General features: G+C 43.9%; 16 protein-coding genes and 1 pseudogene. 12 read left to right on the top strand and 5 right to left on the bottom strand.

What is annotated here, in order from left to right; translation table 11 throughout:
* Nucleotides 1-517 precede the first annotated feature (517 nt).
* Nucleotides 518-955, top strand: a complete 438-nt coding sequence (locus SU60_RS00335; RefSeq protein WP_245228325.1) for a hypothetical protein — start codon at nt 518-520, stop codon at nt 953-955.
* Here SU60_RS00335 and SU60_RS00330 read toward each other — a convergent pair.
* Nucleotides 942-1,349, bottom strand: coding sequence for a transcriptional regulator (locus tag SU60_RS00330; protein ID WP_041153808.1), 408 nt, complete (start codon nt 1,347-1,349; stop codon nt 942-944). The two genes, SU60_RS00335 and SU60_RS00330, sit on opposite strands and share 14 nt — an antisense overlap.
* Nucleotides 1,350-1,444: 95 nt before the next feature.
* Between SU60_RS00330 and SU60_RS00325 the strand changes: the two genes are divergently transcribed.
* The 8 genes and pseudogenes from SU60_RS00325 to acnA all read left to right on the top strand — a co-directional run bounded on the left by SU60_RS00325 (nt 1,445) and on the right by acnA (nt 13,469).
* Nucleotides 1,445-2,353 (top strand): aldo/keto reductase, encoded by a 909-nt coding sequence (locus tag SU60_RS00325; RefSeq protein ID WP_041153807.1) that lies wholly within the window; start codon nt 1,445-1,447, stop codon nt 2,351-2,353.
* Nucleotides 2,354-2,711: 358 nt separating this feature from the next.
* Nucleotides 2,712-4,373 (top strand): methyl-accepting chemotaxis protein, encoded by a 1,662-nt coding sequence (locus SU60_RS00320; RefSeq protein ID WP_041153806.1) that lies wholly within the window; start codon nt 2,712-2,714, stop codon nt 4,371-4,373.
* A 173-nt stretch (nt 4,374-4,546) separates the two neighbouring features.
* Nucleotides 4,547-5,551, top strand: coding sequence for a response regulator (locus SU60_RS00315; RefSeq protein WP_041153805.1), 1,005 nt, complete (start codon nt 4,547-4,549; stop codon nt 5,549-5,551).
* The gene (locus SU60_RS00310) at nt 5,551-6,003 is read left to right on the top strand and encodes a PAS domain-containing protein (RefSeq protein ID WP_041153804.1); all 453 of its coding nucleotides are present in this window, start codon (nt 5,551-5,553) and stop codon (nt 6,001-6,003) included. The genes SU60_RS00315 and SU60_RS00310 overlap by 1 nt, the downstream gene beginning before the upstream one ends.
* 186 nt (nt 6,004-6,189) lie before the next feature.
* Nucleotides 6,190-7,717, top strand: a pseudogene (locus SU60_RS00305) (NAD(P)H-hydrate dehydratase).
* Nucleotides 7,718-8,184: 467 nt separating this feature from the next.
* Nucleotides 8,185-9,228 carry a GMP reductase gene (locus SU60_RS00300; protein WP_041153803.1) on the top strand — a complete coding sequence of 348 codons (1,044 nt, stop codon included), beginning with the start codon at nt 8,185-8,187 and terminating at the stop codon, nt 9,226-9,228.
* 1,057 nt (nt 9,229-10,285) lie between these two features.
* A complete protein-coding gene (locus tag SU60_RS00295) occupies nt 10,286-10,498 on the top strand; it encodes a cold-shock protein (protein ID WP_041153802.1) in 213 nt (70 codons plus the stop codon).
* Between the two features lie 247 nt (nt 10,499-10,745).
* Nucleotides 10,746-13,469, top strand: a complete 2,724-nt coding sequence (gene acnA / locus SU60_RS00290) for an aconitate hydratase AcnA (RefSeq protein ID WP_041153801.1) — start codon at nt 10,746-10,748, stop codon at nt 13,467-13,469.
* Between the two features lie 377 nt (nt 13,470-13,846).
* Here acnA and SU60_RS22520 read toward each other — a convergent pair whose 3' ends face one another.
* From SU60_RS22520 to xylA, 3 genes are all read right to left on the bottom strand, one after another.
* Nucleotides 13,847-14,083 (bottom strand): family 43 glycosylhydrolase, encoded by a 237-nt coding sequence (locus tag SU60_RS22520; RefSeq protein WP_280806683.1) that lies wholly within the window; start codon nt 14,081-14,083, stop codon nt 13,847-13,849.
* Nucleotides 14,050-14,712 (bottom strand): family 43 glycosylhydrolase, encoded by a 663-nt coding sequence (locus SU60_RS22515; RefSeq protein ID WP_280806682.1) that lies wholly within the window; start codon nt 14,710-14,712, stop codon nt 14,050-14,052. The genes SU60_RS22520 and SU60_RS22515 overlap by 34 nt, the downstream gene beginning before the upstream one ends.
* A 334-nt stretch (nt 14,713-15,046) precedes the next feature.
* The gene (gene xylA / locus SU60_RS00280; RefSeq protein ID WP_041153800.1) at nt 15,047-16,366 is read right to left on the bottom strand and encodes a xylose isomerase; all 1,320 of its coding nucleotides are present in this window, start codon (nt 16,364-16,366) and stop codon (nt 15,047-15,049) included.
* 554 nt (nt 16,367-16,920) lie between these two features.
* Between xylA and SU60_RS00275 the strand changes: the two genes are divergently transcribed.
* Complete coding sequence (locus tag SU60_RS00275) at nt 16,921-19,296, top strand: glycoside hydrolase family 3 N-terminal domain-containing protein (protein ID WP_041153799.1); 2,376 nt, start codon at nt 16,921-16,923, stop codon at nt 19,294-19,296.
* 173 nt (nt 19,297-19,469) lie between these two features.
* Here SU60_RS00275 and SU60_RS00270 read toward each other — a convergent pair whose 3' ends face one another.
* Nucleotides 19,470-20,666: a XylR family transcriptional regulator gene (locus tag SU60_RS00270; protein ID WP_041153798.1), complete on the bottom strand. Its 1,197-nt coding sequence runs from the start codon at nt 20,664-20,666 to the stop codon at nt 19,470-19,472.
* A gap of 218 nt (nt 20,667-20,884) precedes the next feature.
* On the opposite strand from SU60_RS00270, the gene xylB reads away from it, so the two are divergent.
* Together xylB and SU60_RS00260 are read left to right on the top strand one after the other, a co-directional pair.
* On the top strand, nt 20,885-22,336 hold the full coding sequence (xylB, locus tag SU60_RS00265) for a xylulokinase (RefSeq protein WP_041153797.1): 1,452 nt from the start codon (nt 20,885-20,887) through the stop codon (nt 22,334-22,336).
* Between the two features lie 445 nt (nt 22,337-22,781).
* Nucleotides 22,782-23,861 carry an ABC transporter ATP-binding protein gene (locus tag SU60_RS00260; RefSeq protein WP_041153796.1) on the top strand — a complete coding sequence of 360 codons (1,080 nt, stop codon included), beginning with the start codon at nt 22,782-22,784 and terminating at the stop codon, nt 23,859-23,861.
* The last annotated feature ends 92 nt before the right edge of the window (nt 23,862-23,953 follow it).

Raw genomic sequence — 23,953 nt, 5'->3', positions numbered from 1 at the left:
ATTTTGACGATAAAACTTGTTTTTTGGGCAAAATGGACCATTCTTTAAATGTAAAGCAACATAACTGCTGAAGAAGGAGGGATGTGAAGTTTTACTCACAATTTGGAAGGATTCAAACCCTACAGTAATTCCTCGTTTTTTGTTTGGGATGCATCTATAGACTTCCCGATTCGCAGACTCACGATTGAGTAACGAGGCAGAGGCGCACGCATATGTGCGCCTTCTTTATGGTTGTCATTTAGCGATAGAAGTTACTGAACCCATTCAAAGACGCAGACTGCATATTACCAATTTTCTCCTAAATTCCGGTTTTTTCTTGAATTATTCCCACTTGGCGATACTGTCTGTTACTCACTCATTTATTGCTGAGCTCTCAATGCGATTTTATCTCTGTGTTCTCTTTTACACTTGTTGTTTAACCACCTCTTTCTCCGTGCTTTCGTCCGAAAGTTGGTGGCAAGAGATTTTGTCCCCGTTGTCTTATTCTCAATTAAAATCAAACATTGAAAATAAGGGAGTGTGGTATCGATGTGAAGTGGCGTTGTCGGACGCAGACCGTCATTCAGAGGCCTTTTGTTTGGATGACTTTTCGTACTATCAACAGCATTTGTATGGTGAAGCGGTATTAGGTGAACAGAATGCTCAGTTTTCGTTTTTAATTGAGTACCACAGGCAACATTGGAATGATTTGGTTCTAAATTTAAGAAAGGATGGATTCGTGTTACGTAAGTTAACCATCGCAGGTGAGCAACTTGATGTGGTTGAAGCTTTGAAAAGCCAGTCTAGCGAAGCGGTGGATCGAGAGGTCATTATGTTGATGAACCGTTACCCACAAGACGCGTTTCGAATTTTAGAATGGACCCCTGCGAATGAATTTATGTCGTCATCACCACGTTTACACGTCTCGTTGCATAGCGATGGCGACATGATTCAGTTAAACGTTATTCGTTTTTAGCTTCTTGATGCAGCGACAGAAATGTCGTCATGGCAGATTCATCTAAAAACCCGTCGGCTTTTTTGTGGGCACGTAAGTATTGGTAGCCAGCAATCAGTTTACGGTGTTTCTCTTCGTCATTGTTAGAGAGTGGCTCCCCCATCACATGTTGATAGGTGAGTTTATATGCCTCCATGTCTACCACCTCGGCACGGCGATACAGATACCCGCACCCTGTGGCAAGCCATTCGAGTGAGCAATTTGCTCGTAAGGCAATTTGATTAGCTTTGGCTAAACTTGGTTCACTGCCTTTTAAATATTTACGTATCAAAGCTTCAGATATCTCGACACGTCTTGCAAAGCCGCTGATCGTTTCTTCACCAATCAATGAGGCTAACCGCTGCGCAAAAGACATAAATCGTACTCCAGTTCGAATTGCGAAAGTTTACCCGTTGAGTCCATGAAAAAACAAGGCTAGGATGATTTCAGTTTAGCTAAAGGAGAAAACCCATGGTTGCAAAAGTTGTGACTGCACCAAAAGGTCCGGAATTTTCGGAACTGGTCCAAGGATACTGGCGTATCGCAGAGTGGGGAATGACCGCTCAAGAGCGTTTGTCATTCTTAAAGCAACATATTGAGTTAGGTATTACCACTGTTGATCACGCTGATATTTATGGTAACTACGAATGTGAAGCGTTGTTTGGCGAAGCAATTGCTCTCGATACCGGTATACGTGATCAAATTCAGATCGTGACCAAATGCGATATCAATTTATGTGGTGAGAAGACACCAGAGCGTAAAATCAATCACTACGATACGAGCTCTGCGCACATTTACCAATCAGTAAATAACTCTCTACAACGATTAAATGTCAATGAAATTGACGTGTTGCTGATTCATCGCCCGGATTTGCTCATGGATGCAGATGAAGTTGCAGAGGCTTTCAATGAATTGCATAAAGTCGGTAAAGTGAAGCATTTTGGCGTTTCTAATTTCACTCCTCGTCAGTTCGAGCTTTTACAATCTCGCTTAGGTAAACCACTTGTGACCAACCAAGTGGAAATTAACCCACTTAACTTTGAAGTAGCGCATGACGGTACGTTGGATCAAATGCAGATGCTGCGCACTCGTCCAATGGCATGGTCTTGTTTAGGTGGCGGTAGCATTTTCACGGGGGACAGTGAGCAAGCGGTTAGAGTGCGAAACGAACTTGAAGCAATTCGTGAAGAAGTTGGCGCTGAGAGCATTGATCAAGTGATTTACGCTTGGGTACGACGTTTACCATCGAACCCTATACCTATCATTGGTTCTGGTAAGATTGAACGGGTTAAAACGGCAATTAGTGCGCTTGAACTCGAGTTGACCCGCGAGCAATGGTACCGAGTTTGGGTTGCATCAAAAGGTCATGGTGTGCCATAGAAACGAGAAAGAACAGTTAAGATTCGTTAAGGCATTCACGTTGTGGGTGCCTTTCAATTAATTAATGCTTGTTATAAAGCAAGCGCCCCCTTCAGTCGTGTAAAAGCCCCTGCCTTCTTTTTTCACGTTAGTTACTTATTTCACGTTAGTTACTCACACGTAACATGCCCCAAGAATAGAGATCGTTGTCACAGGTATTAATCAAGAAACGATCATAACGCTAAATGTTTTAAGTAGTTTGACGATAAGACGAGGAATAGCTTTAAGCTAAGTGATCTCAAAGGTCTAGTTGTATCTATACATTGAGCCTTGGGTAATATTTTATATAAGTGCTATGAACAGAAATAAGGACATTTCTATGAATCTAACAATAAAAAAACGATTGTACATACTTTCTATCATACCGGTACTAACTATTGCTCTTGGCATGATGTGGTTTACATATATACAAACCAGCGCCTTTAACGAACAACAAATGCAACAAACTCATTCATCGATGATGGAAATGAAAAAAGCAGAGCTGAAAAGTTATGTACAAATCGCGCGCTCAGCAGTTGAACCCCTACTTAATCGAAATGCTTCTTTAGAAGAAGCCATTCCAGTGCTACGAGAGCTCGAATTTGGAGAGTCTGGTTATATCTTTGCGTATGACTCGAAAGGTGTTCGTGTCGTCGTAGGTAAAAACGAGAATGGGGTCGGTAAAAACTTCTTCAACTTACAAGATGAAAAGGGTAACTACCTCATTCAAGACTTGTTAAAAAATGCAAAGACGGGTGAATTTACAACGTATTATTTCCCTAAGTTAGGGCAAACGGAAGCGTTACCAAAACTCAGTTACTCAACATTCATACCTGAATGGGATCTAATGATCGGTACTGGCTTTTATACAGACGATGTTGACGCTGTTATTGATGAAATGGAGACTTCCGCCAATGAATCATTGCGCGAAACGCTGGTGGCAATTTTACTTTTCTGCTTATCTATCGCACTTGTTGTCGCTACATTTGCCGTGTTTGTCAATCGCAGCATTATGCGCCCTCTTGAAATGTTTGATGCTTCTATTCGGACGTTTGCCAAAGGGGATGCAGATTTGACAGAACGTATGGTTGAATCGAACGTTCCTGAATTTAAAGCGTTGAGCAAAAACTTCAACCTATTTGTCGAAAGCCTGCAAGGGATCATAAAGAATGTGAATCAAGTGGGCGTAGAGGTGGTGGATGAGACCAATAATATGTCGCAACGCGCATCGAAGGTTCAAGAGCTTACAGTGGGTCAGCGTGAAGAAACCGAGCAAGTTGCCGCAGCAATGACTGAAATGACAGCGACTGCGCATGAAATTTCGAATAATGCCAATCAAGCTGCAGAGTCTGCCAAACAAGCGGATGACTATGCGATGAAAACAAAAGACATTGTTGATTCTACCGCGCATTCGGTTGAAGAATTAGCCAATGAAGTTTTTGAAGCGAGTAAGGTGATCGGACGCTTAGAAAGTGACGTTCAAAATATTTCTTCTTCCTTAACGGTTATTCAAGATATTGCTGAGCAAACCAATTTACTTGCGCTTAATGCCGCTATTGAGGCAGCGCGCGCTGGCGAACAAGGCCGAGGCTTTGCTGTGGTTGCGGATGAAGTTCGTAAGCTCGCGAGTCGAACTCAGGATAGCACTGGTGATATTCATAAGATGATTGCACAGCTGAAGTCAGGTTCCGACGCAGCCGTCAATGCGATGCAATCAAGCCAAGCACGAGGAGAGGCAACGGTAGAAGAAGCACGTGCGGCCTCTGTTGCGCTGCAAGATATAAAATTGGCGATTGCAAATATCATGGATATGAACACGCTTATTGCAACTGCCACAGAAGAGCAGAGTAATGTAGGACAAGAAATTTCCCAGCGCGTTGAGGTTATTTCTCAACAAAGTAATGAGTCGGCACATTACGCGAATGAGAATAGCTCTGGCAGCGAAAGCCTCAACCACAAAGCACATGCACTTTACAATTTGGTTGGGAGGTTTAAGGTTTAATTTCGCAGAATTTAAGCTTTAATTACGCAAAGAGGCAGCAAGCCTTAGGATTCTTTTCTCATCAATGGTTCACTCATCTATTACTATTGCGTATGCTTGGGTGCATAACAAAACTCTAACGCTTCGTTAGCGGTGCACTCAAGCGAAACAACGAACCCACTAAAGGTGACTGAATGTCTCTACCTGTACTCATATGTGACGATTCTGCGTTAGCACGCAAGCAGATAGCAAGATCACTGCCTGCATCATTACATGCTGATATTACCTTTGCCAACCATGGCAAACATGCGCTTGAGGAGCTAGAAAAAAAAGCGTTTCAACTGATGTTTCTTGATCTAACCATGCCGGAAATGGATGGATTTGAAACGTTAGAAAATATCGGGCGTTTAGGTTATGAAATGCCTGTGATTGTTGTCTCGGGGGATATTCAACCGAAAGCGAAAGAACGTGTATTGGCTCTCGGTGCGAAGGCATTTATTCAAAAACCTATTGCGCCAAACGAGTTGAACAACGCACTTAAAGCTTTTGTCGAACCAAAAGGGACAGTGGTAAATACCGCTGTTCCTTCCGTTGAATTACCGACTTTGCGTCGACGCGACATCTACATGGAAGTCGCGAATGTATCCATTGGTCGTGCCGCTGACGCGTTAGCAAGGCATTTCGATGTGTTTGTTGAGCTACCTTTACCTAACGTGAATATCTTTGAAGTTAGTGAACTTCATATGGCGCTTCGAGATATGGCGGTTAACGACGACGTCTCGGGAGTTTGTCAGGGCTTTTGTGGCGAGGGTATCGCGGGAGAAGCTTTAGTTATTTTAAGTGATTCGAGTGTCTCAGATCTTAAAAAGCTGATGAAAATCGGACCAAGCAGTGAAGAGTTAGATGAACTTGAGCTATTGATGGACGCGTCGAACATATTGGTTGGCGCTTTTCTGAATGGATTGGGTGAACAAGCCGAGGTTCGTTTTTTTCAGAGCCCCCCTGTGCTATTAGGGCAACATATCTCTATTGATTCTATCATCGAGTCTACCACTGGGGCCTTCAATCGTACCATGACATTTGAAGTCAGCTACAACATCGAAGGCACATCTATTCAATGCGATATCTTATTCATGTTCGTTGATGAATCCTTACCTTTGCTCGACAATAAACTGTCTTACTTAATGGAGATGTTCTAATGCTAAATTTACCTGCTGAGTTTGAACAATTCCATTGGATGATCGACATGGTACAAAGTGTCGATATGGGGCTGATCGTGGTCGATAAAGACTATAATGTGCAAGTTTGGAACGGATTTATGACCCATCACAGCGGATTACAATCGCACGACGTCATTGGTCGATCACTGTTTGACGTTTTTCCTGAGATCCCGCAAGAGTGGTTCATCTTAAAAGCAAAACCTGTTTATGAACTGGGTTGTCGCAGCTTTATTACTTGGCGTCAGCGTCCTTACTTATTTCGTTGTAGAAATGTTCGTCCTGTTACGCAGCAAGCGGAGTTCATGTACCAAAGTGTGACGTTAAATCCGATGAGGACCCCAACGGGGAAAATCAACTCGATGTTCTTATCAATCCAAGATGCCACGGCGGAAGCGTTACTTACCCAACAGCTCAAAGAGCAAGAAAAATAGTTCTGTACTCAAGTAAGCTCAATATGCGTGTGCGGCGATAAGAGATCCGTTATTAACTCACTCACTGATTTGAATACCTCACTGATTTGAATACATAGCCATTCTACTTAGAAAATCGTACCGCGGCATAGGCGAGGCTTTTAGGTATATACTTATGCTACGTGTCGCAAAGGGAACAAGCATGATATGGATTTTAATCTCGCCTTAAAACTCTATACCGCAGAACAAGTCAAACGAGGAGAAGTCCTCGCGGCGCACGCGGCTGGTGTGTCGATGTTTAGCCTAATGCAGCGTGCCGGTATGGCGGTATATGAGCGCTTTCTTCACCTATACCCTAGGGCAAAAAATATATTGGTAGTATGTGGGAAGGGAAACAATGGTGGCGATGGTTATGTCTTTGCATCATTAGTTAAACAAGCGCAACTGAAGGTCAATGTTTTTCAGCTCGGTGAGCCTTCTGATCTGAAAGGCGATGCGCTGTGTGCTTACCAAGAGTGGCAAGCCGTTGATGGCACAAATTGTCGTTGGGATGATTGGAATACCGCGATTTTAGAAGCCGACGTTATTATTGATGCGATGCTTGGCACAGGCTTAAACGGTGAGGTCCGCCATGAGTACCGCCGCTATCTTGAACAAATTAATCAAATCCGTTGCCCTGTCATCTCGGTTGATATCCCATCGGGCTTGTGTGCTAACACAGGTTCAGTCTTGGGCGAAGCATCCACGCTAATCACACGGTCACTTTTATTGGTGTTAAGCAAGGATTATGCACCGCACAAGCGAGGGATCATGTCGGCGAATTGCACTTTTGTGGATTAGGCGTGAGTGCCGAGTTTGATGCAATAGAGGATGAGAGCGCTCTGGGTATTGATCATCAAGTTGTGTCCAGACTGATGCCTAATCGCAACGTAACTGCACACAAAGGGGATAGCGGTAAATTACTGTGTGTGGGTGGGAATGTAGCATGTCGGGCGCGATACGACTGTGTTGTGCCGCTGCTGTCCGTTGTGGTGCGGGCTTAACTGCAAGTATGACGCACACTGACAGTTTGTTGTCTCTGCAAGTGTCTCTTCCAGAAGTGATGAGTCAAAGTATTACCGAAGACGCACTGCGCGAGGCAGAAAATGCGCTTACCACACGGATCGGTTGGGCAGATGTGCTGGTTTTTGGCCCAGGTTTTGGGAGTGATGAGTGGGCACACCAAGCTTACCAAGCTTTGTCTTCGCAGAAAAAACTGAAAGTGGTCGATGCTGACGGCCTAAACATTCTTGCTTTGCTCAATCAACAAGGAAGTGCAGCAGTACACGATGATCAACGTGTGATGACCCCGCATCCCGGTGAGGCGGCACGGTTACTGAATGTGACAACACAAGAAGTGGAACGTGATCGGTATGCCGCTGCAAGACAATTACATGAACATTATGGCGGCGTTGTCGTGCTCAAAGGTGCAGGGACACTGATTTACGATGGTATAAGAATGTACGTATGTCTAGCAGGGAACCCAGGTATGGCAACAGGGGGAATGGGAGACGTCTTATCTGGTGTTATCGGTGCGCTGTTAGCTCAAGGGATTCCAATCGCCGTCGCTGCAAGGTTAGGGGTAATGATACATAGCCATGCCGCGGACATGAATGTCCACCAGTTTGGGACCAAAGGGCTATTACCGAGTGATGTTATTGAGTCTCTGCGAGCTGTGATTAATCCCGAACGTTAGATCGTATCAGCAGTAAGCTTCGCTTTATTCACAATATGACGTAGGGATCACGTAAATAGCGCTTAAGTTTAATGTCATTTTTAAGCGATGAAACGTGCATTTTTAAGTTGGTTGCCTAACTTGTAAACACATTTGAGGTGTATGTCGTGATATCGAAGAGTAAATAGCGCAAAGGTTTGCGCGTTCGGTTGACTGATGTTTTCTTTTAAGTTGTTGAATTCATAAATTAAAAAGAAAAATCAATATGTTGAAGGTTATTTTTGATATGCGATTTTCGAGATGGTAGCACAAAAAAAAATTAAATTATCAGACTTGTAGGAAATAAATCACAGCCTATAATGCTGAAAACCGGAGCGTCTGCCAACGCTCCGGTTTTTTTGTGTCCGAAGAACGGTGAACTCGTCTGCCAACGGTTTCACTACGCACTCTGAAATGACACATAGATTTATTAATCAAGGAATTACACAATGCGTATCGAACAAGAACTTAAGTTAGGTTTTAAAGATGTACTGTTTCGCCCGAAACGTTCTACCCTAAAAAGCCGTTCTCAAGTAAATTTAACCCGCGATTTTACATTCAAGCACAGTGGCCGTCAATGGTCTGGCGTGCCGGTAATTGCGGCTAATATGGACTCCGTTGGCAGTTTCGCCATGGCTACCGCGTTAGCTGAACATGGTGTATTGACCGCAGTGCACAAGCACTACACCGTAGAAGATTGGGCGGAATTCGCGAAATCAGCAGACAAAGCAACGCTAAACAATGTAATGGTGTCTACGGGTACGTCTGATGCCGACTTCCAAAAAACCAAGGATATTATGGCGCTTTCAGACGAGTTCATTTTTATCTGTGTTGATATCGCCAACGGTTATTCCGAACACCTTGTGGAGTACGTTGAACGCGTACGTGCAGAGTTCCCAGATAAAGTCATCTCTGCAGGTAACGTTGTTACAGGCGATATGTGTGAAGAGCTCATTCTTGCTGGTGCAGATATCGTGAAAGTGGGCATTGGCCCTGGTTCTGTCTGTACGACCCGAGTTAAAACTGGCGTTGGTTATCCGCAACTTTCCGCAATTATCGAATGTGGTGACGCAGCCCATGGTCTCGGCGGTATGATCATCGGTGACGGTGGTTGTTCGTGTGCCGGTGATGTGTCAAAAGCCTTCGGCGGTGGAGCGGATTTCGTGATGCTTGGTGGTATGCTAGCTGGTCATGAAGAGTCAGGCGGTGAAGTCATCGAAAAAGATGGCGAAACCTTCATGAAATTCTACGGAATGTCATCCAAGAGCGCGATGGAGAAGCACTCTGGTGGCGTAGCAGGCTACCGCGCAGCTGAAGGAAAAACCGTATTATTGCCATACCGTGGTAGTGTTCACGGCACTATCCAAGACATCCTTGGTGGTGTGCGTTCAACCTGTACATATGTAGGCGCATCAAAGCTTAAAGAGCTAACGAAGCGCACGACTTTCATCCGCGTTCAAGAACAAGAGAACAACGTGTTCGGTAGAGAGTAACTCGACTGAATATCGGAATATATTTGTAAAAACAACCATACGTTGATTATTACAACGATATCTTGATAGTCAGTACAACCATAAATTGAAATTGCTTCTTCATGGACATGGACTAAACTTCTGTAAGTTTAAGATAAATTCATGAAGCGGCAATTTCATATTCTTATCCTATCAACGCCTTCCGACATTACTCTTATTGCGCTTTAAAGATGATTAATCTGCTTCAGCCCCATTGGTCTTTCCTCAAAAGCACTGAAAGATGCTGAAGATTAAAGTCGTAGTCTTGGGTTTGAATGAGGCTATGGACCAGATGTTGAGTCGATTGACGTTTGATGAAGGCAGGGTTGACAACGTAGGAGACTGACGTTGCCTTGCGATCATCGCTCGTTTGGAGTGTCGTGAATAAAAACACAGTCTTGGTTGGTTTTTCGTATTAGCCTTTGACACAGTTTAATCTGTTTGTCTGACAAGGCTTGATCACGGTTAAGTTGATCTCGTAAACCTGTAAGTATGTCTCTGTCCAAGTTACTCAGCTTTTCAGAATGTATGAGGAGTGTAGTATTAATGAGTTCTGATAGGTTTCTTGAGCTCACAATCCCCACTCCTTATCCCACTCTTTTTGTTCCTCAAGTTCTTCTATTCGTTTGCGGACATCCATTGTCTTCCACTCTTCTGATATCCGCTTAATTCCTTTCCCTTTTGGTTAATATCAAATTGTTGCTGCATTTGTGTCGGTTTTGGTCGCTTACTCACATATTGTCCTATTCTTGGCGGGGTCGTTTCTCTCAACTCATGTGTTAGAAACTTACTAGTGTGTTTAAAATCATAACCTTACAACCAAATTAAAATATGGTCGAAGACTCAACTAACTATTTTCAATTTAAGGCTTATACTTAAAGTAGCTCCGCCAATTTGAGTTATTTGTAATTATAAAGCAAGTTTCCTTTCACAGTATTTCTCGAACTTTCTCGTTTAACTTCTGCGTTAGCCATCTTGAGTGACTATGAAATAGCTCTAGTTATCAGAGCTTTACCCTATAGGATTAGTCGAGGTATATATGTCTGACAGAGAAACTGGATCAGTAAAATGGTTTAACGAAAATAAAGGCTTTGGTTTTATCACCAAAGATAGCGATGGTAAGGACATTTTTGTCCATTTCCGTTCGATTTCCTCAGAGGGCTTTAAGACCCTGTTGGAAGGACAAAAAGTAAGTTTTGAAGTTGCGCCTGGTGATAAAGGTCCTCAAGCAACAAATGTGGCGCTCATCTAGGTAGGATTGAAGGCTTAGCAATCACAGCTTCGCCTTCATTTTGTTAAATCGAGTTATTGTTTGATGACATGGGTGCATTCCAACGCCTTCCTTCTTTTAGAATTTCAACTCTGATCCTTTCAGTTTATAGATTTTCAACTGATTAACGCTAATTGGATATGGGAAATATAAACGTGTCCCAGAAAACATCTCCATGACCAGGGGATTGCTTTTACATAGCTCAACCATCATTGAAAGGAAACAAATCATGATACCTACCAACGAAAAAACATGGCGACAAAGATATCAAAGGTCACTGAATGTAAAAGGCACCGATTATAAATACTGGTCATTAAAAAAACTTGCCCAAGATTACCAAGTAAACCTGTCCAAAATTCCAATAACTAAACTTCTACTTATTGAGAATGTAATGCGACAAACCACGGATTTAAAAGAGTCATCTCGTATTATTGAAGCATTATTCTTTAAAGATAAGATTCTTGACTCAGAGAGCAAAGGTCATTCATCAGAATTCAGTTTTTATCCTAGTAGAGTGCTGATGCAGGACTATACCGGAATCCCTGCTTTGGTCGATCTCGCCGCTATTAGAGATGCAATTGCACAAGCTGGCGGAGATCCGAGTTATGTCACACCAAAATGCCCGGTCGATCTTGTCATAGACCATTCGTTAATTGTTGATCAGTCAGGTTCAGAATCCTCAATACATACAAATCGTGTACATGAAATGGCACGTAATAAAGAGCGCTATACATTCTTAAAGTGGGCACAAAAGAATTTCCGTAACTTGACCGTGATCCCCCCTGGTAAGGGCATATGCCATCAGGTTAATTTAGAGTATCTATCTCAAGTTGTGCGCGAAGACGAAAATAGAGTGTTAACACCTGATACGGTGATAGGAACCGACAGCCACACCACTATGGTAAACGGGTTAGGCGTGTTAGGTTGGGGAGTAGGAGGTATAGAAGCCGAAGCCGCAATGCTCGGCCAGCCACTTAATATCGCGATTCCGCGAGTCGTCGGAGTGCGTCTTGATGGGCAATTGTGTCCTGGTGTGACTGCAACTGATTTGGTTTTGACGATTACAGAAAGGCTAAGGTCTCATGGCGTGGTTGGTAAATTCGTTGAGTACTATGGTGACGGCTTAGCCGTTCTATCAGTGGCAGACCGAGCAACGCTTGCCAATATGGCGCCAGAGTATGGTGCCACTTGCGGATTTTTCCCGATTGACGAAAATACCATCGACTATTTAACCCTAACAAACCGCCCCTCTTCGCTGGTTGGCAGAGTGCGGGCTTACGCGCACGAGCAACAGCTATGGTGGGATGCAAACCGCCCTTCACCTGAGTATGATGAAAATATTGTAGTGGATTTATCTACCGTTGTTACCTCAATAGCAGGCCCCAAACGACCTCAAGATAGACTTAACCTCAGTGCTATTAAGCAAGCGACTCTCGACCAATGTGCTATTGAAGGTGCTTCAAACTCCGACCAGCCAAGCTCATCCAGACACTTAAACCATGGTGATGTTGTTATTGCAGCCATCACCTCGTGCACGAACACATCAAACCCCGCTGTTATGCTGACTGCGGGTTTGGTGGCTAAGGCAGCCGTTAAAAAAGGGTTAACCGTTCCTAGCTACGTAAAAACTTCTCTCGCACCCGGATCATTAGCTGTCGCTCGATATCTCAATGATACGGGTTTGCAAGACTACCTCGACCGATTGGGATTTCATCGAGTTGGATATGGCTGCACAACATGCATTGGTAACTCCGGCCCACTGAAAAACAATCTTGAAACCGAGATCTCGGAAAACAGCTTGAATGTATCGGCGGTATTATCAGGGAATCGAAATTTTGAAGGCAGAGTACACCCCTCTGTTAGCCTAAACTGGCTTGCCTCGCCCCCATTAGTCGTCGCATTTGCGTTAGCGGGTACGACCTGTATTGACTTAAAAAAAGACCCAATCGCGATTAATAGTAACAATGAGCCCGTCTATCTAAGAGATCTTTGGCCAAGTCAAACTATGCTCAATGAAATGCTGAATCAAGTCCATGAGAGCCACTTTAGGTTGAGCTACAACGACATTACTGAAGGTGATGAAGAATGGGAACAATTGTCGATGAAAGACAGTCCCTGTTACCCGTGGGACAAAGACTCCACTTATATACAGCGCCCTCCGTTTTTGGAAATGCCATCGCCGACTTTTCCTATTGAATCAGCACGTGTATTAGCCATTTTGGGAGATTCGATTACAACCGACCATATTTCACCAGCAGGCCTCATTTCAACAACCAGTCCGGCGGGTCAATATTTGCTATCAAAAAACATCGACCCAGAAGAGTTCAATAGCTATGGAGCACGACGAGGAAATCACCACGTCATGGTTCGTGGGACGTTTTCAAATGTACGTCTGGAAAACAAAATCGCCTCTCCGACTATAGGCGGATTTACGCGCTGTTACGGCGATACCAAGCTGGATGACTGTAACATGTCGACCACAGAGAAAACGCCTCCAGTCATTCCTATTTTTGATGCGAGCAACAGGTCAATCGAACTTCAAGTTCCTTTGGTCATATTTGCCGGTAAAGACTACGGTTCAGGCTCTAGTCGTGACTGGGCAGCAAAAGGATGTTTGCTATTGAATGTCAAAGCAGTCATTGCGGAGTCGTTTGAACGGATTCACCGTAGTAACTTAGTCGGTATGGGCGTATTGCCTCTTCAACTGACGCGACCAGATGAATTAAATTCTCTGACTCTAGAGGGAAATGAGACGGTTTTTATCGCTCCTAACGGCCCTATAAAACCTTTGTTAGCGCTCGACATTATCGTGGTAACCGCTCAAGGTTCTGAACTCACCATACCGGTGATTGCACGTATAGATAACCCTAAGGAGCTGGAGTATTTTAACTCGGGAGGCATTCTTCAGTATGTTCTGAAGCAACTGAAAGCAACCATGCGCCAAATATCATAGCCCTCAAATGTCATAGTGAAATGCTATCTATCGGGTGACGGGGCAACCGCTTCTCAGGTCGTTTATCATCGCAGACTGCCAACCTATACATTTAAGATTGAGATGTTGTTCTGCTTTTCTGTTATGAAGCAATCCCGTAAAAATGTGAGACCGAGCTAGTCACATGTTGCTAACTCGGTCAGTATGTGTAGTTTAATTCATGTAAGGTTTAATTGTCTGAATCTTGCCATTCTCATCATGAATTAGTTCAGTCATTTTAATGCAGCGTAGGTGAGTTTGACCGCCTGATAGTGAACTATCGTGATAGAACAGGTACCATTTTCCTTCGTATTTGGCGATAGAGTGGTGAGTTGTCCAACCAAGTACGGGCTCTAGGATCACGCTTGATAAGTGAACGGGCCATATGGAGAATCACTCGTTGCGTAAACGATGTTGTGAGTCTCTCCCGTTGAGTACGAGAAGTAGTAAGTACCTTCGTGTTTGTGCAACCAAGGGCCTTCAAAGTAACGTCGCTCAGTATCACCTGCTGTAAGCTCGTTTCCATTCTCATCTAATATAATGATGTCTCGAGGTGACTCATCTAGGTCAACCATATTGCTGGCGAGCTTCGCCATTTGAGCTTTAGTGCTGGCTCGTGTTCTGCGGGGTATACCTCTTCGCCATACTCACCATTGCGCCAATTTTGTAGTTGACCACCCCAGATACCACCGAAATATAGGTAGTATTGACCGTCGTCATCTTGAAATACTGCAGGGTCGATACTAAATGTACCTTCGATATGGGTTTCTTCAGGAGTAAAAGGACCTTCAGGGTTATCTCCGACCGCAACACCAATATGGAAGATACCATCGTGGTTTTTAGCAGGGTAGTAAAGGTAATATTTGCCGTCTTTTTCTGCAGCATCTGGTGCCCACATTTGGCGTTCTGCCCATTTCACGTCTTTTACATCAAGTGCGCTTCCATGGTCTGTGATTTTGCCAAATGGGCGTTCCAGAGAGATGACATGATAGTCACGCATATCGAAGTGATCACCATTGTCATTAAGAGGTTGATCTGTTTCGATATCATGTGATGGGTAAATATAAATTTTGCCATTAAATACGTGTGCAGACGGGTCTGCCGTGTACATGTGAGTGACGAGGGGAGAAGAGATTGGCTTTAGGCTACTTGCGCGCTCTAGGTCACGTGCTGTAACGGCTTCTGCATCGCTGATTGCGGCTTCTTCTACGATGATGTCTGTCATAATGTTTCTCGTTAAGTTATTAAGTTATAACCCAATTATATTTGGATAACTGAGCGATAAAATTTCCTTTATTTCCGCTTAAGTTACGTTTTTTCACAAGTTTGAAGTAACTCAAGTTTCAAGCCTTAGCAATTGAAAGCAGGTTTGACCCGGAGCGATTGGTGTTTGGGGAGGATCACTGGTCGCTATCAAACGGTGTTTTTGTTTGCTAAAGACAAACACAAAGAAGCTAACAAGTGATGGAGTTACCCTAACAGACCCTAGGCTGTTTAATTAAAAAGCCCAACCATCAATGGATGATTGGGCTTATTGGACCGTTGTGGTTTATGTGATTTTATTTGTAAATAAAACCATTAACGATGTTTTCTAAGTATTCTTGACGACCAGACACTTTTTCAGGCTGTAGGTTATTTTCCAGAGCAAACTTCGCGACGCCTTCAAGTGAAATGTCACCCGATAGGATACGTTTACCTAGGTCATCGTTCCAGCCCGCATAACGCTGTGCGATATGTTTTGATAGTACGTCGTTTTCAATCATTGCCGCGGCACGTTCTAGAGCGAGAGCCATAGTATCCATACCGCCAATGTGGCCGTAGAAAAAGTCCTCGAGATCAGTAGAAGGGCGACGGACACGAGCGTCAAAGTTGAAGCCACCTGTTGTGAAGCCACCAGCTTTCAAGATTTCGTACATAACAAGCGTATTTTCTTCAACGCTGTTAGGGAATTGGTCGGTATCCCAACCAAGTTGTGCATCACCGCGGTTCGCATCAATAGAACCGAATATACCTAAAGATGTTGCGGTTGCTACTTCGTGGTGGAAGCTGTGGCCAGCCAACGTGGCATGGTTGGCTTCGATATTCACCTTGATTTCGTTTTCAAGGCCGTACTGTTTTAGGAAACCATATACCGTTGCTGTGTCGTAATCGTATTGATGTTTTGTTGGTTCTTGAGGCTTCGGTTCAATGAGAATAGAGCCTTTAAAGCCAATTTTATGTTTGTGCTCAACAACCATATGCATGAGTCGAGCAAGCTGATCACGCTCTTGGCGAAGATCAGTGTTCAGTAGCGTTTCATACCCTTCACGGCCGCCCCAAAGAACGTAGTTTTCACCGCCCAGGCGCTTAGTTGCTCCCATAGCATTGAAGATTTGAGTGGCTGCGTAGGCAAATACTTTTGGATCTGGGTTCGTGCCTGCCCCTGCCATGTAGCGAGGGTTAGAAAAGGCATTTGCGGTCCCCCAAAGCAGCTTCATGCCAGTTTCTGCTTGTTTCTGCTCTAGTACATCAACCATCGTTTGGAAGTTATTTGTGTACTCTTTTAATGAGTGACCTTCAGGTGCCACGTCAGTGTCGTGGAAACAGTAGTACGGTGCGCCAAGCTTAGCAAAAAACTCAAAAGCAGCATCTGCTTTTACTCGAGCTTGTTCCATTGGGTCGGCAACTTTTAACCATTCATGATCAAATGTGCCATCGCCAAAAACATCGGCGCCACCCCAACGGAAGTTATGCCAGTAACATGCTGCAAAACGCAGGTGTTCTTTCATGCTTTTGCCAAGGATCATTCGATCTTCATCATAGTGGCGGAAAGCGAGAGGGTTAGTTGTGTTACTTCCTTCAAACTTAACCTTATTAATATTTTTAAAAAATTCAGTCATGCCTTGATTCCATTTATTTATGATTAGACTTATTAAGCTGTCAGGTCATATGTTTTATTTTATTTTCATCATGAGCAATTATGTTTTTTGATTGCAAATTTCTGGTATTTGTTAAATGTGCTCTGTGTCTCATCTTTATGTTTATGAATCAATTTTAATGCGTGATTTTTTATAAGAATCTGATTTTTAATGATTTAAGTGTCATTGGTTGATTCGACACTCGATGGTTATCATGCGCGTGCTCACAGATAACAAATATCGTAATGAGGTTATGATTTTAGGTAAGTTAAATGAAGGCATCCATCAGGTAAAACTGGAGTGAGTTTGCTTGTATAAAGCTAACTTTTAATAAATAAAATTCACTCTATATACCATTAATCAGTAGATTAATTTTAAACAATCCATCGATGCAATATGTAGTTGTAATTGCTGAAACAAAAAATGACTCACACGCTCATCAAGGTAGTACCCCTAAACGCTAGTTGCTCCTGATTAGCCTTTTACCTTAGGGCGTTGGGTTTTTCATTGTTGAAACATTGTTAGAAGGACTTGGAATGACGATTTATAAGGACAGTTCTTATTCTGTAGATGCGAGAGTTAAGGACCTATTGTCTCAAATGACTCGGCAGGAAAAAATCGCACAGTTAGGCGCTCAATGGCTTATGTTGGACGAACAGGGAGATCACCAACCTAGAGACCTTGAGCTTTGTCAGTCACAACCAAAACTCAGTATGAAGGAAAAGCTTAAACACGGTCTTGGACAGGTCACGCGCCCATTAGGCACTCACCCTGTTTCTCCGGCACAAGGCGTTAAAGCGCTTAATGCACTTCAGCGATTCCTTGTGGAAGAAACTCGTCTCGGTATCCCTGCCATTGCTCATGAAGAGTGTCTTGTTGGCTTAATGGCCTCGGAAGCCACCTTGTATCCTTCGGCATTAAACTACGGCCATACCTGGAACCCAGACTTGATTAAAAAGGTGGCAAAAGATATTCGGTTGCAGCTTAAAGCCGTTGGAGCACAGCATGGCTTAGCGCCAGTCTTAGATGTATCACGCGATGTACGTTGGGGTCGCACGGAAGAGGTTTTGAGTGAAGATCCATATCATACTGGTGTTATGGCAACAGCCTATGTGAAAGGCTTGCAAGGTGAAGACCGTTCAGTTTTGGCGACCTTAAAACACTTCGTCGGTCATTCGGCAAGCGAGGGGGCGAGAAACCATGCGCCAGTCAATCTGGGCTTTAAGGAGTTAAATGATACCTTCCTGTTACCTTTTGAAATGGCGGTTAAGCTAGGTAATGCGGGTTCGGTTATGCCAGCTTATCATGATATTGATGGTGAACCTTGTCATGCATCCCACCACCTACTTACGGAAGTACTAAGAGAGCAGTGGGGCTTTGACGGACTCGTGGTGGCTGATTATGGCGGGGTAGATTTACTGGCTTCTCATCATGCTATAGCTGAAGATTCGGCCAGCGCGGCCGCATTAGCGTTCAATGCTGGACTAGATATTGAATTACCCGATGATGCGTGTTCATCTAAGTTAGAAAGTGCCGTTGATAAAGGCTTATTATCTGAAGAAAAGTTAGATCAGATAGTGTCACGTATCCTTAAAACTAAGTTTGAACTCGGGTTGTTTGAGCGACCTTATACTCCCGTTCCTACTCAACCTATTCAAAGTTCGAGCAGCCGAACGCTTGCGTATCAGGTGGCAGCTGAGTCGGTCGTGCTGCTCAAAAATGACGGTACACTGCCATTAAATCGTTCAACCAAATTGTCTGTGATTGGCGCAACGGCGGATGATCCTTTAGCTCTGCTCTGTGGGTACAGTTTTCCAGTGCATTTGATATTGAGCGCGTTAGAAAGCGATAATTTTGTATGCTCAACCCTGCTTGATGAAATCAAACAAGTATTTACTCATGTCGATACCGCGCAAGGATGTAAGATTCTATCGCACCGAGATGCCAGTGCTCCTGTATTTCCAGGTGATGTTAACATGGCAATTTCACAGGATCGCGAGTCGGCAGTCTGTCACGATAACTCGAAGATAGCGGATGCATTAGGTGTCGCCGAGAGCAGTGACGTCGTACTTGCCTGTGTTGGCGATCTTGCGGGTTTGTTCCAGACGGGCACCGTTGGTGAAGGTTCTGATGTTGATAGCCTAAAACTACCTGGCGTGCAGCAAGAGCTGTTAGACCGATTGTTAGATACAGGGAAGAAGGTTATCGTCCTGGTGACTGGCGGACGGCCATACTACCTAGGCCGAGCAGAGCAAGAAGCATCAGCGATTTTATACGGATGGGCGCCCGGTCAAGAAGGTGCCAGAGCCATAGCGGACATTCTTTGTGGTGATATTAATCCAAGCGGCAAGCTAACCGTGTCCATTCCAAAAAGTGCTGGTGCTGTTCCGTACTTCTACAACCACAAGTTAAAAAGTGCAGGAACGCCAATCTGCCACCATTTCGGATCGCCTTATAATTTTGGTCATGGGTTGTCTTACACCAGTTTTGAGTACAGTGATATATCAATTACCAAGCACTCTGTTAGCTTTGAAGAACAGATTGAAATTGCTGCCACAATAACAAACAGTGGGCAAAGAGCTGGTGATGAGATCATTCAGCTCTATGTGCGAGACAAACTCTGTTCAGTGGTTCGTCCAATCAAAGAGCTAAAAGGCTTTAAACGAATTCACTTAGAGCCGAAAGCCAGCCAGCGCGTTGTGTTTAAGCTACCAGTCGATATGCTCAATTTTACAGACAAGAATAACCAACGAGTGGTCGAAGGAGGAGAATTTGAGATTATGCTGGCAAGTTCTTCTACGGATATTCGATACCATGATGTTGTTACTGTCTTGGGAGAGAAGCGCGTTTTGCCACGTGACTGGCGAATGACTTGCTCAGTTGAGGTTCTTGAATCAGAGCTTTGTATCTAATGGTTCTTGGCGCAAAGAACGTATTTGTGCCAATACGTTCTTTTCGGAAAGCGTGTATTTAAGTCACTAAGGATAAGTAAATAAGGGTAAGCGCAGTGTAACGCGCGCTTACCCTCTATAGAAATGTATACTGATGCACAGAAGTTTCTAAATATCAGACTAAATTAAAGCCGTTAACGCTCAAATTTTTCTTGTCGATATTCTTTAGGCGTCTGAGATAGGTTCTTCTTAAACACCGTGTACATATATTGCAGTGATGGGTAGCCACAAAGCTCGGCTATCTCGACAATGGGCAGTTCGGAGGTTTTTAACAAGTTACATGCTCTTTCGAGTTTAGAGTTGTGGATCTCTTGGTGGAGTGAGTGTCCACGTTCTTCCTTAAAGCGCGTTTCCATATTCGAGCGGGAGATGCCGACATGGTTTAAGACCTGTTCAACCTTGATCCCTTTACAAGCATTGTGACGGATGAAATGCATCGCCTGAATCACATGAGGATCTTTTAACGCTTGATAGTCCGTGCTTTGGCGTTCAAAGATCTTAGTCGGCGGGATTAAAATCGGCGTACTTTTTAGCTTCTCTATTGCGGCATGATCTTGTTTCTCGTGGCATTCAATCAACTTGTGTAGCTTTTTGGCAGCGCGATAACCCATCTCTTTACAGGCTTGTCCAACCGAGCTTAAAGAGACGCGAGTCAGATAGCGAGTGAGCTCCTCATTATCAATACCAATTACTGACACTTTGTCAGGAACGACCAAGTTTACGTGCTCACAAACCTGCAAGATATGACGTGCCCTGGAATCAGTAACAGCGATGATCCCGGTCGGAGTTGACAATCGCTGAATCCAATCTGCGAGACGATTCATATCATATTGCCAAGTATCAGAATTGGTGACATTACCCCGATAGACCGAACCAGAATACCCCTCACGTCTTAGGATTTTATTGAATGCGAGCTCCCTTTCTGAAGCCCAACGGTTGGCGCTATTGTGTGGGAGACCATAAAACGCGAAGTTCTCCAAGCCCTTATTTTTTAAATGTTGAAAGGCCATCTCCACTAACGCTTCATTATCGGTCGCAATATAGGGTACGTCTGGATATTGTGATTTATCGGAATAGGAACCGCCTACAGCAACGACGGGAATGTCGGAGTCTACCAATAGTTGTTGAATCTCGGGATTGTCAAAATCCGCAATAACGCCATCACCACTCCAGTTTTTAAACTTATCTAGGTGAGTGACAAAATCCTCCTCGAGAAAAATGTCCCAAGCACATTGAGATGCTTGTAGATACTCCCCAATACCTTCAATTACTTGGCGGTCATACACTTTGTTCGCATTAAACAGCAAAGTTATTCGAAAACGTTTGTCCATGTTTTATCTATCTGTTTGTCACTAACAATAAATTTGACATGAGTGTAACAGCAAGTCTTTCTTATCGGTGTGATCAAAGGCGCAGTCACTAAATCAGTGAAGTCCACAATGAAATAACGTAATTGAGCATTGGATTGGAACGCTGAATACTAAATGCAGTGTTAATGCACAGGAGGTAGAAACCGATGTGCATTTGATTTTTTTAGTGAGGAGTGTGTATGTATATTGGAATTGACCTCGGAACTTCTGGTGTTAAGTCGATCGTAATGTCTCTAGATGGCGAGATTTTAGCGTCTAAATCGATTGAGTTATCTGTCTCTCGTCCAAAGCCACTATGGTCAGAACAAAATCCGTCAGAGTGGTGGGACGCAACCTGCCAATCGATCCTAGGCTTGGGTGAGCAGACGGATTTGAGTCAGGTCAAAGCGATAGGCCTTTCTGGGCAAATGCACGGTGCAACCTTAGTTGATGCTGAAAGCAACGTTATTCGTCCCGCAATCTTATGGAACGACGGCAGATGCGCGGCCGAATGTGAAGAGTTGGAGTTAGCGGTGGCGGAGAGTCGCGCGATTACTGGCAATATTATGATGCCTGGTTTTACTGCACCCAAGCTTAAGTGGGTAAAAAATCACGAACCTGAAAACTTTGAGAAAATCGCTAAGGTACTGCTTCCGAAAGATTACTTGCGTTTCAAAATGACGGGAGACTTCGCTTCCGATATGTCTGACTCTGCGGGCACCTGTTGGTTGGACGTGAATGCTAGAGACTGGAGTGATGAACTATTAGCAGCAACGGGACTCACTCGCGACCAAATGCCGAAGTTGTTTGAAGGAAATGAAATTACAGGCGTTCTATCTGAAGAGGTGGCGAAGGAATGGGGGTTAGCTCAAATCCCAGTGATTGCTGGTGGTGGTGACAATGCGGCTGGCGCAGTAGGGGTAGGGATTATTAAGCCTGGCCAAGCTATGCTTTCTTTAGGTACCTCCGGTGTGTACTTTGCTGTCAGTGATGGATTTATTTCTAACCCTGAATCAGCGTTGCATAGCTTCTGTCATGCGGTACCAAACTGTTGGCACACCATGTCGGTGATTTTAAGTGCAGCATCATGTCTTAAATGGGTCGCATCACTGACAGGCTTTGACGATGTTGGTGAAATGATCGAGCAAGTCGAGCACGGTGCTGACTCTGATTCCAGTGTTGTTTTCCTACCGTATTTGTCTGGTGAGCGTACACCTCACAATAACCCAGATGCTAAAGGTGTGTTTTTCGGTATGACGCACTCAACGACGAAGCTCGAGCTTGCTCAGGCCGTATTAGAAGGCGTAGGTTTCGCATTTGCTGATGGGTTCGATGCCCTTCATGTCACTAAGATGATTCCAGATGAAGTATCGTTAATTGGTGGTGGCGCACGCAGTGAGTACTGGCGTCAGATGCTCGCGGATATTGTTGGATTGCCATTGACTTACCGTAAAGGCGGAGATGTGGGCCCGGCACTTGGAGCAGCAAGATTGGCCGCACTAGCGGTCGAGCCAAATGCCAACATTGATGATATTTGCCCAGTACCGGAGTTAGTTCAACTTCATAAACCGAACCAAGAAAAACAAGCTTACTATCAAGCGAAACGCGAAACTTTCCAGTTACTGTATCCAAGAGTAAGTGACTTGTTCTAATTTGTCTGAGGGGACATTTCATCATTATTGGTGAACCTCAAGCCTTGGGGAGGGCTTGAGGTTTTTTTTGACTTTTTTTCGAGTCATACACCAATGTAAAAAATGAGAGCATCACCTTTAAATAATATTCCGTGTTGCTATTGCTATATACATATTTTGTAACGGCATAGGGCGAAGAGAGTTATCTGACGTGGCTCGACGGTAATTAACTGACATAGCAGAAAATTAGCTAAGTTCCTGATTTATTTATTTCTAATCATGTAATAAAACGACTAATGTGCAGTTCCTCACGTTTAACTCATATGTTAACAAAAACAAGCTGTGATCAGATTCTCAGTCACAAAATACATTAATTCCAGTAACAAAAAACGTAATTGTAACTCTCTTGAGTGGAAGTAAGGATAGAGTCACTTACAACTAATACAGTTAGACTTTTGGGGATAGCATGGCAACGATTCAATTCAAAAATGTCGATAAGATTTATTCGGGCGATGCCCACATTGTAAAGAACTTTAACCTAGATATTGGAGATGGTGAGTTTGTTGTCTTTCTAGGTCCATCTGGTTGTGGCAAGTCGACAACACTTCGCATGCTATCTGGCTTAGAAGATATTTCTGGCGGAGAGATATTGATAGGTGACCAAGTTGTCAATGGCCTTTCTCCAAAGGAAAGGAATATTGCCATGGTGTTCCAGAGTTATGCACTGTATCCCCATATGACGGTCTTCGATAACATCGGCTTTTCTTTAAAGATGGCAGGGCAGTCCAAAGAGGAAATCAATAAACAAGTAAGACACATTGCCGATATGCTACAACTGACTCCTTTACTAGATCGGAAACCAAAAGCGTTGTCTGGTGGTCAACGTCAGCGAGTAGCAATGGGGCGTGCAATGGTTCGCTCTCCAGAAGTCTTTCTTTTCGATGAGCCGCTTTCTAACCTTGATGCCAAGCTGAGAAATGTGATGCGAACGGAAATCAAAGAGCTGCACAAAAAGCACAAAAAGACAACGGTATATGTTACCCATGATCAAGTAGAGGCAATGACATTGGCTGACAAGGTTGTGATTTTGAGGGATGGTGTTATTGAGCAAGTTGGCACCCCGAAAGAAATCTATCATAAACCCGTCAATAAGTTTGTGGCTGGGTTCATTGGAAGTCCAACGATGAACATGTTGGATATTTCGATGCAGCGTTCTCCATCTGGTGTTGAAGTTAAATTAGGTGAAAAAGTGGTTGATATCGTCTCGGGAGTAAATCTTGAGTTGACGTCTACTGACGGCACCATGGGCATTCGTCCGACTGACATAAGCCTGCATAAAAGCAGTACGTCGATACCAGTCAATGTTGCTATTGAAGCAACGGAATTGTTGGGCACGACTAAACTCGTATACGGAGCCATTCATGGTTCACCAATAACCATCGAAGTGGATGCGAGCACGGAAGTCGTTGATGGCGAAACCATTGAAATGTACATCGACAGTTCACGTGTACACCTGTTTAACGCGGATGGAAACAGTATCATGTAAGTGAAACTAATTGTCTTATTGTGAAGGGATTCTAGTCAACGTTAGGCGATCACTCGTTAATGTTCGTGTGCTGTATATGAGGGATAAGACCC

Origin of the sequence: Vibrio mytili (assembly GCF_000830505.1) — a bacterium.
In the GTDB taxonomy this organism is placed as follows: Bacteria; Pseudomonadota; Gammaproteobacteria; order Enterobacterales; family Vibrionaceae; genus Vibrio; species Vibrio mytili.
This window is presented reverse-complemented; position numbering and strand designations above follow the sequence as displayed.